Annotated in this window: 11 protein-coding genes; 2 read left to right on the forward strand and 9 right to left on the reverse strand. The window is 74.0% G+C overall.

What is annotated here, in order from left to right; genetic code table 11:
- Positions 1–8: 8 nt before the first annotated feature.
- From infB to BFL37_RS07700, 9 genes are all read right to left on the reverse strand, one after another.
- A complete protein-coding gene (gene infB / locus BFL37_RS07660) occupies positions 9–2,846 on the reverse strand; it encodes a translation initiation factor IF-2 (RefSeq protein ID WP_086514547.1) in 2,838 nt (945 codons plus the stop codon).
- Positions 2,847–2,942: 96 nt separating this feature from the next.
- On the reverse strand, positions 2,943–3,236 hold the full coding sequence (locus BFL37_RS07665) for a YlxR family protein (protein ID WP_086514548.1): 294 nt from the start codon (positions 3,234–3,236) through the stop codon (positions 2,943–2,945).
- A 51-nt stretch (positions 3,237–3,287) separates the two neighbouring features.
- On the reverse strand, positions 3,288–4,295 hold the full coding sequence (gene nusA / locus BFL37_RS07670; protein ID WP_086514549.1) for a transcription termination factor NusA: 1,008 nt from the start codon (positions 4,293–4,295) through the stop codon (positions 3,288–3,290).
- Positions 4,296–4,379: 84 nt separating this feature from the next.
- Positions 4,380–6,152, reverse strand: a complete 1,773-nt coding sequence (locus BFL37_RS07675; protein ID WP_086514550.1) for a proline--tRNA ligase — start codon at positions 6,150–6,152, stop codon at positions 4,380–4,382.
- 42 nt (positions 6,153–6,194) lie between these two features.
- Positions 6,195–7,199 carry an NAD-dependent epimerase/dehydratase family protein gene (locus BFL37_RS07680; RefSeq protein ID WP_086514551.1) on the reverse strand — a complete coding sequence of 335 codons (1,005 nt, stop codon included), beginning with the start codon at positions 7,197–7,199 and terminating at the stop codon, positions 6,195–6,197.
- Positions 7,196–9,886, reverse strand: coding sequence for an alpha/beta fold hydrolase (locus BFL37_RS07685; protein WP_086514552.1), 2,691 nt, complete (start codon positions 9,884–9,886; stop codon positions 7,196–7,198). The genes BFL37_RS07680 and BFL37_RS07685 overlap by 4 nt, the downstream gene beginning before the upstream one ends.
- A 7-nt stretch (positions 9,887–9,893) precedes the next feature.
- Positions 9,894–10,925 carry a 3-oxoacyl-ACP synthase III gene (locus BFL37_RS07690; RefSeq protein ID WP_086514553.1) on the reverse strand — a complete coding sequence of 344 codons (1,032 nt, stop codon included), beginning with the start codon at positions 10,923–10,925 and terminating at the stop codon, positions 9,894–9,896.
- A 107-nt stretch (positions 10,926–11,032) separates the two neighbouring features.
- Positions 11,033–12,178 (reverse strand): flavodoxin-dependent (E)-4-hydroxy-3-methylbut-2-enyl-diphosphate synthase, encoded by a 1,146-nt coding sequence (gene ispG / locus BFL37_RS07695; protein WP_172403766.1) that lies wholly within the window; start codon positions 12,176–12,178, stop codon positions 11,033–11,035.
- A gap of 74 nt (positions 12,179–12,252) precedes the next feature.
- Positions 12,253–13,674 (reverse strand): M50 family metallopeptidase, encoded by a 1,422-nt coding sequence (locus BFL37_RS07700; protein WP_086514554.1) that lies wholly within the window; start codon positions 13,672–13,674, stop codon positions 12,253–12,255.
- 136 nt (positions 13,675–13,810) lie between these two features.
- Here BFL37_RS07700 and BFL37_RS07705 point away from each other — a divergent pair, with 136 nt between their 5' ends.
- Together BFL37_RS07705 and BFL37_RS07710 are read left to right on the forward strand one after the other, a co-directional pair.
- Positions 13,811–15,097 (forward strand): serine/threonine-protein kinase, encoded by a 1,287-nt coding sequence (locus BFL37_RS07705; protein WP_086514555.1) that lies wholly within the window; start codon positions 13,811–13,813, stop codon positions 15,095–15,097.
- Complete coding sequence (locus tag BFL37_RS07710) at positions 15,094–15,777, forward strand: hypothetical protein (RefSeq protein ID WP_241533909.1); 684 nt, start codon at positions 15,094–15,096, stop codon at positions 15,775–15,777. Before BFL37_RS07705 ends, BFL37_RS07710 begins: the two co-directional genes overlap by 4 nt.
- Positions 15,778–15,833 lie beyond the last annotated feature (56 nt).

Below are 15,833 nucleotides of genomic sequence, written 5' to 3' on the forward strand. Positions count from 1 at the left end.
GGCCGGGGTCAGACCCGCGGCTTCTCCTTCATCTCGATCGTCTCGATCTCGTCGCCGATCTGGATGTCGTTGAACTTGCCCAGGCCGATGCCCGCCTCGAAGTCCGTGCGGACCTCGGACACGTCGTCCTTGAACCGGCGCAGCGACTCGATGGCCAGGTTGTCGCCCACCACCACGCCGTCGCGGATGACCCGCGCCTTGGCGTTCCTGGTGATGGTGCCCGAGCGGACGATGACACCCGCGATGTTGCCGAACTTGGAGGAGCGGAACACCTCGCGGATCTCGGCGACGCCGGACTGGACCTCCTCGAACTCGGGCTTGAGCATGCCCGTGAGGCTCGACTCGATCTCCTCGAGCGCCGAGTAGATGACGCTGTAGAAGCGGATGTCGACGCCCTCGCGAGCCGCACGTGCGCGGGCCTTCGGGTCGGGGCGGACGTTGAACCCGATGATGATCGCGTTGTCGATCGTCGCCAGGTTGACGTCGCTCTCGGTGACCGCTCCGACGCCGCGGTGGATGATCCGCAGCTGCACGGAGTCGTCCACCTCGATCTTCATGAGCGACTCCTCCAGCGCCTCGACGGCACCGGACACGTCGCCCTTGATGATGAGGTTGAGCGACTCGACCTTGCCCTCCTCCAGCGCACGCGTGAAGTCCTCGAGGCTGATGCGCTTGCGGGCCTTGGCCAGCTGGGCGTTGCGCTCGACGGCCTCGCGCTTCTCGGCGATCTGACGGGCGGTGCGGTCCTCCTCGGTGACGAGGAAGGTGTCGCCCGCGCCGGGGACCGACGAGAGGCCCTGGACCTGGACGGGCCGCGAGGGGTAGGCCTCGTGGACCGCGTCGCCGTTCTCGTCCATCATCGCCCGGACGCGGCCGTAGGCCGTGCCCGCCACGATGGCGTCGCCCACGCGGAGCGTGCCCGACTGGATGAGGACGGTCGCGACCGCACCGCGGCCCTTGTCGAGGCGGGCCTCGATGGCCACGCCGCGCGCGTCCTTGTTCGGGTTGCTGCGCAGGTCGAGCCCGGCGTCGGCGGTGAGCAGGACGGCCTCGAGGAGGTCCTCCACGCCCTTGCCGGACAGCGCCGAGACGTCGACGAACATGACGTCTCCGCCGTACTCCTCGGCGACCAGGCCGTACTCGGTGAGCTGCTGGCGCACCTTGGCGGGGTTGGCCCCCTCCTTGTCGACCTTGTTGACCGCGACCACGATCGGCACGTTCGCCGCCTGGGCGTGGTTCAGGGCCTCCACCGTCTGCGGCATGATGCCGTCGTCGGCCGCGACCACGAGGATCGCGATGTCGGTGACCTGCGCACCACGGGCGCGCATGGCGGTGAACGCCTCGTGGCCCGGGGTGTCGATGAAGGTGATGGCGCGCTCGTAGCCCTCGTGCGGCGCCCAGACCTGGTACGCGCCGATGTGCTGCGTGATGCCGCCCGCTTCGCCCTCGATGACGTTGGCGTTGCGGATGGCGTCGAGCAGGCGCGTCTTGCCGTGGTCGACGTGGCCCATGACGGTGACGACGGGGGGCCGGATCTCCAGCACGTCGTCGTCCTCGTCCTCGAGCTCCTGGTCGAGGTCGATGTCGAAGCCCTCGAGCAGCTCGCGGTCCTCGTCCTCCGGGGAGACGACCTGGATCTTGTAGCCGAGCTCCGTGCCGAGCACCTCGAAGGTGGCCTCGTCGAGCGACTCGGTCGCCGTGGCCATCTCACCGAGGTGGAACAGCACGGTCACCAGGTTGCCGGGGCTCGCGTCGATCTTGTCGGCGAAGTCCGAGATGGACGCGCCGCGACGCAGGCGGACGATGGTGTTGCCGTCGCCGCGGGGGACGCTGACGCCACCCAGCGACGGAGCCTCGCGCAGCTCGAACTCGGCCCTCTTCGTCCGCTTCGACTTGCGCGACTTGCTCTTGCCGCCGCCGCGCCCGAAGGCACCGGCGGTGCCGCCGCCGGGGCCGCGACCACGGCCGCCGCCACCGGGACGACCGGCGAAGCCGCCGGCCGGACGCTGGAAGCCGCCGGCAGCCGGAGCGCCGGGGCGTCCTGCTCCACCGGGCGCGCCGCCGGGACGACCCGCGCCCGCGGGACGCTGGCCGAAGCCGGCAGGACGTGCGCCCTGGCCGACGCCGCCGGGACGCGGGGCGCCGGGGCGGGGGGATCCGGGACGGGGAGCGGCCGGGCGGGGGCCTGCGGCTCCCGCGGCGGGGCGCTGGCCCATGCCCTGGTTGCTCGCGAACGGGTTGTTGCCCGGGCGGGGCTTGGTGCCCATGCCCTGGTTGCTCGCGAAGGGGTTGTTGCCGGGGCGCGGGGCCGCCGGACGCGGGATCCCGGGACGCGGGATGCCGTTGGAGGGAGCCGCGGGCGCGCTGCCGGCGTCCGGGCGCGGGGCGCTCGGGGCCTCGGCGGCGGGGGCCTCGGGGGCGGCGGACTCGGCCGACTTCCGAGCCTCGGCCTTCTCCTCCGCGGCGGCCTTGCGGCTCGCCTCGGCCTGCGCCTGGCGCTCCGCGACGGTCAGCGGCTTCGCCGGGACCGGGACGTCGGACGCCTCGGGGGCCTCCGGCTCGGGAGCGGCCGTGGGCTGCGGGCCGGGGGTGGGACGGCCGCCGGGCTTCGGAGCCGACGAACGGGCTCCGGGGCGCGGGGCGGACGACGGGGCCGCGGCGGGAGCGGCGGCCTGTCCGGTGAGGCCGGCGGCCTCGAGGGCCGCCTTGAGCTTGCGGGCCACAGGGGGCTCGATGCTCGACGACGGTCCCTTGACGAACTCGCCCATCTCCTTGAGCTTGGCGAGTGCGGTCTTGCTGTCGACGCCGATCTCGGCGGCGATCTCGTGTACGCGTGGTTTTGCCACTGTTCTCCTGTCTGGGGGTCCTCTCCCAGGCAGGAGGGGACCGCTAGTGCTGGACGGATCTCATTTCGAGCCGCTCATTAGTTGTCCATGTGCCGTTCAGCCTGTTCTCTCGGATGCTCGCGCGCTCGGCTGGGCCGCGAGCCGCTCTCGTAGTCCCCCAAGAGCTGCGGGGTCGAGCGCCGCGTCGCTCCGCAGGGCCCGCCCGAGGGCGCGCCGTGCGATCGCTCTGTCGATGCACTCGATGGTCGGATGGATCCACGCGCCCCTGCCGGCCAGCACGGCGCGCTCGTCGAGGACGAGGGAGCGAGTGATGGGATCCGCCACGATCCGCATGAGAGCGGACCTCGGGGCACGCCGACGACAGCCGACGCACGTTCTTACCGGCTCCATACTACCCCCTCCGTCCGGCGGCGGGGAGGCTCGGCTCCCGACGGGCGGCGATCAGTCGTCGCCCTCGAGGATCGAGTCGGGCTGGATGTCGATCTTCGCGCCCGTGAGCTTGGCGGCGAGGCGGGCGTTCTGGCCCTCCTTGCCGATGGCGAGCGAGAGCTGGTAGTCGGGCACGAGGGCGCGCACGGCCTTGGTCGCCTGGTCGATGACGAACGAGCTCGTGACCCGGGCGGGCGACAGCGCGTTGCCGACGAAGACGGGCAGCGACTCGGAGTAGTCGACGATGTCGATCTTCTCCTCGTTCAGCTCCGCCGTGACCGCGCGGACGCGCTGGCCCAGCTCGCCGATGCACGCGCCCTTGGCGTTGATGCCGGGCTCGGTCGCGCGCACCGCGATCTTGGTGCGGTGGCCGGCCTCGCGGGCGAGCGAGACGATCTCGACGAGGCCCTGCGCGATCTCCGGCACCTCGAGCGCGAAGAGCTTCCGGACGAGCGACGGGTGCGTGCGCGAGACCGTGATCTGCGGGCCCTTCGCGCCGCGGGACACGCTCGTGACGTAGACGCGCAGGCGGGAGCCGTGCACGTACTTCTCGCCGGGCACCTGCTCCTCGGGCGGCAGGATCGCCTCGATGGTGCCGAGGTCGACGTGGATCATGCGCGGGTTCGGGCCCTGCTGCACGACGCCGGCGACGATGTCGCCCTCGCGGCCCTTGAACTCGCCGAGGATGCGGTCGTCGCCGATGTCGCGCAGGCGCTGGTTGATGACCTGCTTGGCGGCGAAGGCGGCGATGCGGCCGAAGTCGCTCGGGCTGTCCTCGGACTCGCCGATGACGAGGCCGTCCTCGTCGAGCTCGGGGACGTGCACGGAGACGTGCCCGGTCTTGCGGTCCAGGTGCACGCGGGCGGGGGGTACGCCGTCGGCGACGGGCTTGGCGTCGGCCTGGTCGGTGTGCTTGAGGTAGGCGGTGAGGATGGCCTGCTCGATGATCGAGACGAGCTCCTCGAACGGGATCTCGCGCTCGCGCTCCATCAGGCGCAAGACGCTCAGGTCGATGTCCACGGTGCGACTCCTCTATTCGGTTGGAAGAACTCGAGGCTACCCGACCGGGAGGGGTCGGGCAGCCTCGGGGTGGTGCGCGCGGGGTCAGCCGGCGGCGGTGAGCGCGCCGACCACGTCCGCGAGCGCGACGGGCGTGCGCTCGTTCGTGCGCCGGTCCCACAGCTCCGCCATGCCGTCGACCGCGCCGCGGCCGACGATGACGATGGTGGGCACGCCGATGAGCTCGGCGTCGCCGAACTTCACGCCGGGCGACACCTTGGGGCGGTCGTCGAAGAGCACGTCGAGGCCCGCCGCGTCGAGCGCGTCGACGAGCTCCTCGGACGCGGTCCTCACGGCCTCGTCCTTGCCGGTCATGACGACGTGCACGTCGAACGGGCTGATGGACGCGGGCCAGAGGAGGCCCCGGCCGTCCTGCGTGGCCTCGGCGACGAGCGCGAGGTTGCGGGTGATGCCGATGCCGTACGAGCCCATGGTGACGGTGACGAGCTTGCCGTTCTCGTCGAGCACCTTGAGGCCGAGGGCCTCCGCGTACATGCGGCCGAGCTCGAAGACGTGGCCGATCTCGGTGCCGCGCGCGGTGCTGATGGGGCCGGATCCGTCGGGCGCGGGATCGCCGTCGCGGACGTCCGCGGCCTCGACCACGCCGTCGGGCGTGAAGTCGCGGCCGGCGACGAGCGAGAGCACGTGCTTCCCGGCGACGTTGGCGCCCGTGATCCACGAGCTGCCGTCGACCACGCGGGGGTCGACGAGGTAGCGCACCTTCGTCGTGGACGTGGATCCGAGCACGGGGCCGTCGGCCGACCACGGTCCGATGTAGCCCGTGACCAGGCCGGGCTGCTTCGCGAGGTCGCCCGCGGTGGCGGGCTCGACCTCGGCGGGGAAGAAGGCCACCTCGGCGCGCTTGAGGTCGATGTCGCGGTCGCCGGGGATCCCGACGACGACGAGCTCGCGCGTGCCGTCGAGGTGCGTGAGCGCGAGCACGATGTTCTTCAGCGTGTCGGCGGCGGTCCAGGCACGGCCGTCCTCGCGGGGCTCCCGCGCGTTCGCGAGGTCGACGAGGGTGGCGATGGTGGGGGTGTCGGGCGAGTCGAAGACGCGCGCGGCGGGCTGGCCCTCGATCGGGATCGACTCGGGCACGAGCGTCGTGAACGCCTCGACGTTGGCCGCGTAGCCGCCGGGGCTGCGCACGAAGGTGTCCTCGCCGATGGGCGTGGGGTGCAGGAACTCCTCGCTCTTGGATCCGCCCATGGCACCCGCGTCGGCGGCGACGATGACGTACTCGAGGCCGAGGCGCTGGAAGATCCGCTCGTAGGCGTCGCGCTGGGCCTGGTAGCTGACGGCGAGGCCCGCGTCGGTGTGATCGAAGGAGTAGGCGTCCTTCATCGTGAACTCGCGGCCGCGGAGGATGCCCGCGCGGGGACGGGCCTCGTCGCGGTACTTGTCCTGGATCTGGTAGATCGACAGGGGCAGGTCCTTGTAGCTCGAGTAGAGGTCCTTCACGAGCAGCGCGAAGAACTCCTCGTGCGTGGGCGCCAGCACCATGGGCGCGCGCTTGCGGTCCTCGAGGCGGAACATCCCGGGGCCGTACTCGTCGTAGCGGCCGGTCGCCTGGTACGGCTCGGCGGGCAGGAGCGCGGGGAAGTGCACCTCCTGGGCGCCGATGCGCTCCATCTCCTCGCGGACGATCGCCTCGACCTTGTTCTTGACCCGGAGGCCGAGCGGCAGCCAGGCGAAGATGCCGGGGGCCTGGCGGCGGATGTAGCCGGCGCGCACGAGGAGGCGGTGGCTGGCCACCTCGGCGTCGACGGGGTCTTCCCGGAGGGTGCGGACGAAGAGCTTGGAGAGGCGTGTGGACACCCGACACAGCCTAGCGATCCGGGCGCCCGTGACCTCGCCGGGTCAGCGAGCGGAGTCGGCGTAGGAGACGCGGAGGCGCTCGAAGCCCTCGTCGAGGGAGACGGCGGGGGTCCAGCCGAGCGCCCGGCGGGTCTCGCGCTGGTCGAACCAGTGGGCGGTGGAGAGCTGCTCGGCGAGGAAGCGGGTCATGGGCGGCTCGTCGGATCCGGGGCGCACGGCCCACACGCGCTCGACCGCTCCCCCGGCGGCGCGGGCGAGGGCGGCGGGGACACGGAGGCGCGGCGCGGGGACGCCGGCGGCGCGGCACATGCCGGCGAGGAGCTCGGCGACGGGACGGGGCTCGCCGTTGGTGACGACGTACGCGCGGCCGTGCGCGGTGTCGGCGGCGTCGAGCGCGGCGACGATCGCGTCGGCCGCGTTGTCGCGGTAGACGGTGTCGATGAGGGCCGCGCCGTGGCCGAGGAGCGGGAGGCGGCCGCGAGCGGCGCGGTCGACGATGCGGGCCACGAGCTGCGTGTCGCCCGGGCCCCAGACGAGGTGGGGGCGGACGGCGAGGACGCGCATGGCGGGGTCGTCCTCGGCGAGCGCGATCAGCTCGCCCTCGGCCTTGGTGCGGGCGTAGTCGCCGCGGGCGTGGACGGGATCCGTGGGTCCGGCGCCGTCGCCCGTGATGGAGAGGCCCGTGTGCGCGACCGACGGCGAGGACACGTGCACGAACCGCGAGGCGCCGGCCGCACGGGCCGCCGCGAGGAGCGCGCGCGTGCCCTCGACGTTGACGGCGCGGAAGTCGCCCGGGTCGCCCGCGAGCGAGACCTTGGCGGCCAGGTGGATCACGGCGTCGACGCCCTCGACCGCGCGGACGACGGCGGCCGGATCGGTGACGCTGCCGCGGAGGTCGACGACGCCTCCCGGCACGGGCGCGGCGCCGCTCCCCGCGAGGCCGGACGGCTGCCGCTGGAACGTGCGGACGGCGTGCCCGGCGGACGCGAGGCGCTCGGCGACGGCGCGGCCGAGCATCCCGCTGGCGCCGGTGACGAGGACGATCACGGCGCGGTGACCCGGCCGCCCGCGAGGATCCCCGCGGCCCAGCGACCGAGGCGCGCGCGGTCGACCTTGGAGTTGTGGCGCACGTCGGTCGGCAGGACGGGCACGACGATCACCGCGGCGACCGGGACGCCGACCGCGGCGCGCACGGCGGAGGCGAGCGTCGCGTCCGCCAGCCCGACGCGACGCGCGGCGGGCACGGTCTCGACGACGAGGACCAGCTGCTGCACGCCCGCGGGACCCACGCCCACGGCGGCCGCGCGTCCGACGCCCGACGCCGACTCGGCGCGCTGCTCGGGCCCGACGGGCGTGAGCACGCCGTCGGCCGTGGTGATCACGTGCGGCATGCGGCCCTCGACCCAGAGCGCGCCGGTCGCGTCGAGGTGCCCGACGTCGCCCGTGCGGTGGCGGCGGATCCCGTCGGCCGAGTCGCGGCGCGCGGCGCGGTCGGTGACGTGGAGCCGGTCGTAGCGGTCGTGCACGTGGGGCGCGGAGACGACGATCTCGCCCGTGACCCCGGCCTCGTCGGTGAGCGCGCCCGTCGCAGCGCCGTCGGCGTCGAGCGGGCTGATGCGGACGGCCACGGGGTCGACGGGCGCGCCGACGCAGACGCCCGCGTCCCCCCGGAGGGCGGCCGCGCGGATCCCCTCGAGCGTCACGTCGGTGAGCAGGAGCCCCTCGGTCATGCCGTACGGCGTGTGGACCTCGGCGGCGGGGACGATCGCGGCGGCGCGCGTGAGCAGCGCCTCCGACAGCGGCGCCCCGGCGGACAGGAGCGAGCGGACGCGGCCGAGGGCCTCCCGGTCGGCGTCCGTGAGGGCGTCGGCCGTGGCGACCACGTTGGCGAGGGCGGCGGGCGACGCGAACACCACCGTCGCGTCGGCCGCGCGGGCGGCCGCGGCGAGCGCCGAGGCGGTGAGGTCGCGCGGGCGGGTCACGTCCATGTCGGGCGTGACGCTCGTGGCGCCGAGCGCCGGGCCCAGCAGCGCGAACGGCGCGAAGCCGGCGACGAGCCCGGTGCCCAGCCCCACGTCGAAGCGGGAGCCGAGGGTGTCGCGCAGGGACACGAGCTGCCGGTGCGTGTAGACGACGCCCTTGGCGGGGCCGGTGGACCCGGAGGTGAAGAGGATCGCGGCGTCGTCGTCGGCCGCGGGCTCGGGCGGCAGGACCTGCGCGCGGCCGTCGCGGGCGATCTCCGGCAGGCTCGCGGCGACGCCGAGGGCGCGGGCGACGGGCGGGGCGAGCGTGGTGACGGAGATCCGCTCCCCCGGCCAGCCCAGGGCGCGCGCGAGGGCGAGGCCGGCGGGGATGCCCACGACCATGTCGGGGCGGGATCCGGCGACCGCGCGACCGAGGCCCTTGACACCCAGGCCCGCGTCGGCGACCACGACGATCGCGCCGATGCGCAGGCACGCGTAGAGGAGGGCCGTGAGGTCGGCGCCGGGCGGCACGAGGAGCGAGACGCGGTCTCCCGCGCGGAGCCCGCGGGCGTGGAGGCCGGCGGCGATCTCGCGGACGCGGCGGGAGAGCAGGCGCCAGGAGACGGTGCGGGGTCCCCCGCCGCCGCGGGGCGCCATCTCGACGAGCACGGGGTCGTCGCTCGCGCGCAGCTCCTCGAGGAGCGCGCCGAGCGGGCGGACGGGAGCCGCGTCGGGCACGCCCGCGGGCGCGCGCACGGGGGCGGGGGCAGCCCCCGACGCGACCGGGGCCGCGACCCGATCCGCGAGCCAGTCGAGCGCGGCGGACGCGTAGTCGTGGTCCTCGGCGACGAGGTGGCCGGCGCCCTCGACGCGGTGCACGTCCGCGTACGGCAGGCGCTCGAGGAGGTCGGAGAGGTAGACGTCGCTGAAGATCGGGTCGCGCGGGCCCCAGACGAACAGGGCGGGCAGGTCGAGGTCGCGGAGGCCCTCGGCGATGGAGGTGAGGGTCGCGTGGCTGGGATGCGCGGGGCCGACCGGGATGTCGGCGACGAAGCCGCGGATCCCGGCGCGGCGGTCGGCGCCCCGGTACGGCGCGGCGAACGCGCGGCGCACGGCCGGGTCGAGCGGCGGGTGCGCGAGGGCGAGCGTGGTGGCGAGGAAGCCGGGGGTGCCGCGGGTCGCCGCGTCGTGGATCCCGGTGGCGAGCGCGAGGCGCAGCGGCCACGGGATGGCCACGCCCTGCTCCTGGTGCACGGCCGTGTTGAGCGCCATGATCCCGGCGAGCACGTCGCGGTTGCGCAGCGCCCAGCCGAGGCTGACGACGCCGCCCCAGTCGTGGCCGAGCGTGACGACGGGCCCGGTGGCGCCGGATCCCGACAGCCCCAGCTCGTCGGTGAGCGCCTGCAGGTCGTCGAGCCGTGTGGGCAACGTGCGCGCGACGCCCGTGCGCTCGGAGAAGCCCATGTCGAGCTGGTCGACGGCGACCACGCGCCAGGCCGGTGCCGACGGATCCCGCTCGGCGCGCGCCAGCGACTCCGCCGCGATGCGGCGCCACAGGTACGACCAGGTCGGGTTGCCGTGCACGCAGAGGATGGTGCCCGCGACGGGTGCTCCCGTGGCGGCCAGCCGCTCCCCCGTGTCGAGGACGTGCCAGCCGTGGCCGCCCGCGCGCACGACGCGCGACCACGCGGGGTCGAGACCGGGCAGCGGCTGCCCGTCGGGGCCCGCCACGGGGACGGTCGCCGGTGACGTCGCGGCCGATGCGCTCACGGCGCGGCTACCAGAGGATCTCGGTCATGGCCGTGTTGAGGCCCGAGCCCACGCCCATGCAGAGCACGCGGTCGCCGCGGCTGAGGCTGTCGGCCTGGTCGGCGAGCGTGATCGGGATGCTCGCGGGACCGACGTTGCCGTAGCGCGGGTACGTCAGCGGCACGCGCGACTTGTCGAGCTTCGCGGCCTTGACGATGGCGTTGGTGTGCACGTCGGAGACCTGGTGGAGGATGTAGCGGTCCATGTCGGACCAGTCCCAGTCGTCCTGCGCGGCTTCCTTCCACGCGTCGACGACGAGCTCCATGCCGCCGCGGAGCAGCTCCTTGGTGTCGGTGAACATGCCGTCCACGTCGCCGATGCAGAGCTCGTGGTGCTGCGTGGCCGCGCGCGTGACGCCGCCGAGGATCCGGTGCCCCTCGGGGTGGTCGCTCGTGCGCCCCAGGACGGCGGCCGCCGCGCCCGCGCCGAGCGTGAGGCTCGGGAACTCGCTGAGGAAGTCGGCGCGCGTGGTCTCCGGACGGAGCAGGCGCGCGACCGTGTTGTGGCGGATCTCGCCGGCGTCCTCGCCGTCGACGATCATCGCGTAGTCGATCTGGCCCGAGTCGATGAGGTGGCCCGCGAGCGTCATGGCGTTCACGAAGCCGAGGCACGCGTTCGCGATGTCGAAGTTGAGCGCCGACGACGGCAGCCCGAGCCCGTTGTGGATGCTAACGGCGACGCTCGGCTCGAGGTGCGCGCGCGTGACCGAGGTGTTGATGAGCAGCCCGATCTGCGACGGCTGCACCCCCGCCTGCGCGAGCGCCTTGCGGCCGGCCTCGGTGGCGGCCGCGTCGAAGGACATCGACTTGTCCCAGTTGCGCCGCTCGAGGACGCCCGCCACGCGCTGCAGCAGGCCCGTCGGGAGACGCAGCCGCGAGAGCACGGGCTTCAGGCGGTCGTCGATCTCGACCGACGTGACGGTGTGCGGGGCGAGGACGCTGGCGAGCCCCAGCAGGGAGGTGTTCCGATGCCGGAATGTGGCGTTACCGTTCAACAGCATCCTCAGTTCGTGGGGCGGTCCGCCGGGCGGACGACTAGCAGAGCCTACGCGCAGGCGGCGCGCGCGGACGCACGCCGCCTGCGCGGGCGGGTGGGGAGTAAGGGGGTCTAGACGAGGATCTCGGGGCTGCCGATGGATCCGGCGGGCATCTCCGCGGCGAGGCGGTTGGCCTCCTCGATGAGGGTCTGGACGATCTCGGCCTCGGGGACGGTCTTGATGACCTCGCCCTTGACGAAGATCTGCCCGCGGCCGTTGCCGGACGCGACGCCGAGCTCGGCCTCGCGGGCCTCGCCGGGTCCGTTGACGACGCAGCCCATGACGGCGACGCGCAGCGGCACGTTGACGTGCTTGAGCCCCTCGGTGACCTGCTCGGCCAGCGAGTAGACGTCGACCTGGGCGCGGCCGCAGCTCGGGCAGGAGACGATCTCGAGCTTGCGCTCGCGGAGGTTGAGCGACTGCAGGATCTGCAGGCCGACCTTGACCTCCTCGGCCGGGGGCGCGGAGAGGGACACGCGGATGGTGTCGCCGATGCCCTCGGAGAGCAGGATCCCGAACGCGGTGGCGCTCTTGATGGTGCCCTGGAACGCGGGGCCGGCCTCGGTCACGCCGAGGTGCAGGGGCCAGTCGCCGCGCTCTGCGAGGAGTCGGTAGGCCTTCACCATGATGACCGGGTCGTTGTGCTTGACCGAGATCTTGAAGTCGTGGAAGTCGTGCTCCTCGAAGAGGCTGGCCTCCCACACGGCGGACTCGACGAGCGCCTCGGGCGTGGCCTTGCCGTACTTCTGCAGGAGGCTCGGGTGCAGGGATCCGGCGTTGACGCCGATGCGGATCGAGGTGCCCGCGGCCTTGGCGGCCTTCGCGATGGCGCCGACCTGGTCGTCGAACTTGCGGATGTTGCCGGGGTTCACGCGCACCGCGCCGACGCCGGCGTCGATGGCCGTGAAGACGTAGCGCGGCTGGAAGTGGATGTCCGCGATGATCGGGATCTGGCTCTTCTTCGCCAGGATGTGCAGCACGTCCGCGTCGTCCTGGTGCGGCACCGCGACGCGCACGATGTCGCATCCGGTGGCCGTGAGCTCGGCGATCTGCTGGAGCGTGGCGTTGATGTTGGTGGTCTGCGTGGTCGTCATCGACTGGACGCTCACCTGGGCGTCGCCGCCGACCTTGACCTTGCCGACGCTGATCTGACGGGTCTTCCGTCGCGGCGCGAGGACTTCCGGGACCTTCGGCATTCCGAGATTGACTGCTGGCACGGGGAAGAGCCTACGTCCGATTCCTGCGGACCCGGTGCGTCGGGGGCGCGGGCCGCGTCGCGGCGCGGGCGGCGTCAGGTGAGCCGGACGGGGTTCACCAGGTCGGCGAAGATCAGCAGCGCGCTCATGGCGCCGAAGAGGATCACGACCACGAACGTCACCGGCATGAGCTTCGCGACGTCGACCGGTCCCGGATCGCGCCGACCGAAGAGCTTGGCGACGAAGCGGCGGACGCCCTCGACGATCGCGCCGAGCACGTGCCCGCCGTCCAGCGGCAGGAGCGGCAGGAGGTTGATCATGCCGAGCGCCACGTTGAGCGACGCGACCAGGCCGACCATCGCGGAGGCGCGGGAGGCGACCGGCGTCTCGTCGAGGCTCGCGATCTCGCCCGCGACGCGGCCGACGCCGACGACGCTCATGGGCCCGTTGGGGTCGCGCTCCCCGCCGCCGAACGCGGCGCGGCCCACGTCGACGAGCCGCTGCGGGAGGTTGAGGATGAGGTTGCCGACCGCGGCCATGTTCTCGCCCGTGGTCGTGAACGCCGCCGAGAGCGGCTGCTGCTGCACGGCCTGCGTGGGGCTGAAGCCGATGAGGCCGACCTCGCGGGTGACCGGGTTCCCCTGCTCGTCGACCTCGGGGGCGCCGCGGGAGCCGGGGACGGCCTGCTCCGAGAGGACGGGGGTGATCTCCAGCGTCTGCCGTGCGCCGTCGCGCTCGACCACGACGTCGAGCTCGCGGCCCGCGGACGCCTGCACGGTGCCGGTGACCTGGTCCCACGCGGTGATCGGCGTGCCGTCGATGCTGACGATCGTGTCGCCGGGCTGGAGGCCGGCCGCCGCCCCGGGGGCCTCGGGAGCGCCCGCGGGGCACGTGGCGGGGTCGGCGGAGGCGGTGGATCCGGCCGGCACGATGCACGCGTTCACCTGGCCGACCGTCGTGGTGGGCGTCGTGACGCCGAAGCCGCAGAGCACCACCGCGAACAGCAGGATCGCGAGGAGGAAGTTCATCGCCGGGCCGCCCAGCATGATGACCATGCGCTTCGGGACGGACAGCTTGTAGAAGGCGCGGTCCTCCTCCTCGCCGATGCTCTCGGCGCTCGCCTGGCGGGCGTCCTGCACGAGGAGGTCGAAGAAGCCGCGGCCGGCGCGGTCGTCGACGTCGGGGGCCGCCGGGGATGCGGCGGCGTCGCCGCGGCGGGGGTCGGAGCCGACGAGCTGCGCGATCCCCGTGCTGCTCGTCCCGGCGCGGGAGCTCTGCGGCGGGAACATCCCGATCATGGAGATGTAGCCGCCCAGCGGGATGGCCTTCACGCCGTACTCGGTCTCGCCCTTGCGGCGGCTGAAGATCGTCGGCCCGAAGCCGATCATGTACTGCGTGACGCGCACGCCGAACAGCTTCGCGGGCACCAGGTGACCGACCTCGTGGAGGCCGATGGACACGGCGACGCCGACCACGATGATGAGCACCCCGAGGATGTAGAGGAAGACGCCGTCCATGGTGGGAGAGGCTACCTCCCGGACCCTGTGCGGACGCCGCCGTGGTGCGGATCCGCAGGGCGGCGCGGCCGCGTCCGGCGGGCTCCGCCCAGGAGCCCCGGGCTAGGCTGGGGATCCCGTGAGGAGAGGTGCGCCCATGCCCGGAGAACGGCCCGACCCGCTCGCCGGCACCCTGCTGGCCGGCCGCTACCGCATCAGCGGGCTGCTCGGACGCGGCGGCATGGCCACCGTGTACCGCGCCGCCGACGAGACGCTCGGCCGCGAGGTGGCCGTCAAGGTCTTCGCGACCGACTCCGCCGACCCGGCCGAGGTCGAGCGCCAGGAGGGCGAGGTGCGCATGCTCGCGGGCCTCAGCCACCCCGGGCTCGTGACGCTGTTCGACGTCGGCGACGACGTGGTCGCCGACCGGGCGCTCGCCTTCATCGTGATGGAGATCGTCGACGGCACCACCCTCGCGGACCGGATGAAGGAGGGGCCGCTGCCCGGGCCCGAGGTCGCGCGCATCGGGGGGATCCTCGCGGACGCGCTCGGCTACATCCACCGCCGCGGCGTCGTGCACCGCGACGTCAAGCCCGCCAACGTGCTGCTCGCCCGCCCCGAGGCGGACGACGAGCCGGCCGCGGCCAAGCTCACCGACTTCGGCATCGCGCGCCTCGTGGACGGGACGCGCCTCACCTCCACCGGCTCCATCGTCGGCACCGTCAGCTACCTCAGCCCCGAGCAGGCGCTCGGCGAGGCGGTCGGCGCGCCGACCGACGTCTACGCGCTCGGGCTGGTGCTCCTCGAGTGCCTCACCGGACGCCGCACCTTCCCCGGCACGGCCGCCGAGTCGACCATGGCGCGCGTGGTGCGCGACCCCGAGATCCCCGCCCGGCTCGGTGCCTCGTGGGTGGACCTCCTCGGCCGCATGACCCGACGCGATCCGGCGACGCGGCCCACCGCGCGCGAGGTCGCGGCGGAGCTGCGGACCGGACGCGCTCCCGCCTCCGCGGTGGACGCGCCGACGGCGACGTCCACGCGCGTGATGCCGGCGGCCGAGGCCGCCGGGTACGGTGCGGCAGGCGCCGCTGCCGCCGGCGCTGGTGCCGGCGCCGCCGCGGCCGCCGCCCCGTCCGCGGACCCGGATGCCCGCACCGAGCGGTTCGGCGCCGCGCCGATGCAGCCGGCCGCGCGCGGCGGGGATCCCACGGCCCGGACGTCCCCGGCGGGTCCGCGTCAGCCGGCGGATCACGAACCCGCGAAGCGGCGCGGCAGCCGCGCCCTCAGCGTCGCCGTCGTCTCCGTGCTCATCGCCGCGGCCGCCGTCGTGGGCGTCGTGACGGTCACCTCCCTGCAGGACCGCGACACCTCGTACCCGTCCGTCCCCGGACCCCTCGGCGCCAGCCTCGAGGAGCTGCAGAAGAGCGTGGAGGACGCCCCGTGACACGCACATCGATCTCGACCGCAGGCGCACCCGGCGCCCCGGGCTCCTCGAGCACCGCCGGCCGGCGCTCGCTCCGCGGGCGCGCCGCGGTCGGCCTCGCCGCCGCGACGACCGCCGTCCTCCTGCTCGCCGGATGCGCGGGCTCGTCGACGCCGGAGGACCGCGCGCTCGACGACCTGCAGCAGCGCACGCTCTCCGTGACCCAGTCGTCCGCCGACGGCGACTACGCCAAGGCGCTCGCCCAGCTCGAGGACCTGCGGGCGGCCGTCGACGCCGACCTGGCGGACGGATCCATCGACCAGGCCCGGCACGACGACGTCGTCGCCCGCATCGACGCCGTCCGCGCCGAGCTCGAGGCCGCGCGCGAGGCGGCGGAGAGCACGCCGACGCCCGAGCCCTCCCCCTCCGAGAGCCCCTCGCCGTCGCCGTCCCCCTCGCGCACCGCGACGCCCTCGCCCTCCCCCACGCCCAGCCCGACCCGCACGGCGACGCCCAGCCCGCCGTCCTCCCCGGACCCCGGCGAGGGCGACGACGACGGCGGATCCGACGACGGGAACGGGAACGGGAACGGCGGAGCCGGGAACGGCAACGAGAACGGCAACGGCAACGGCGGAGCTGGGAACGGCAACGGGAACGGGAACGGCGGAGCCGGGAACGGCAACGGGAACGGGAACGGCTGAGCCGGGAAGCACGGACGCGAGGACGCGGACGGCTGAGTCGGCGCCGTCGTGCCGGC

Origin of the sequence: Clavibacter michiganensis (genome assembly GCF_002151125.1) — a bacterium.
GTDB classification, from domain to species: Bacteria; Actinomycetota; Actinomycetes; order Actinomycetales; family Microbacteriaceae; genus Clavibacter; species Clavibacter michiganensis_C.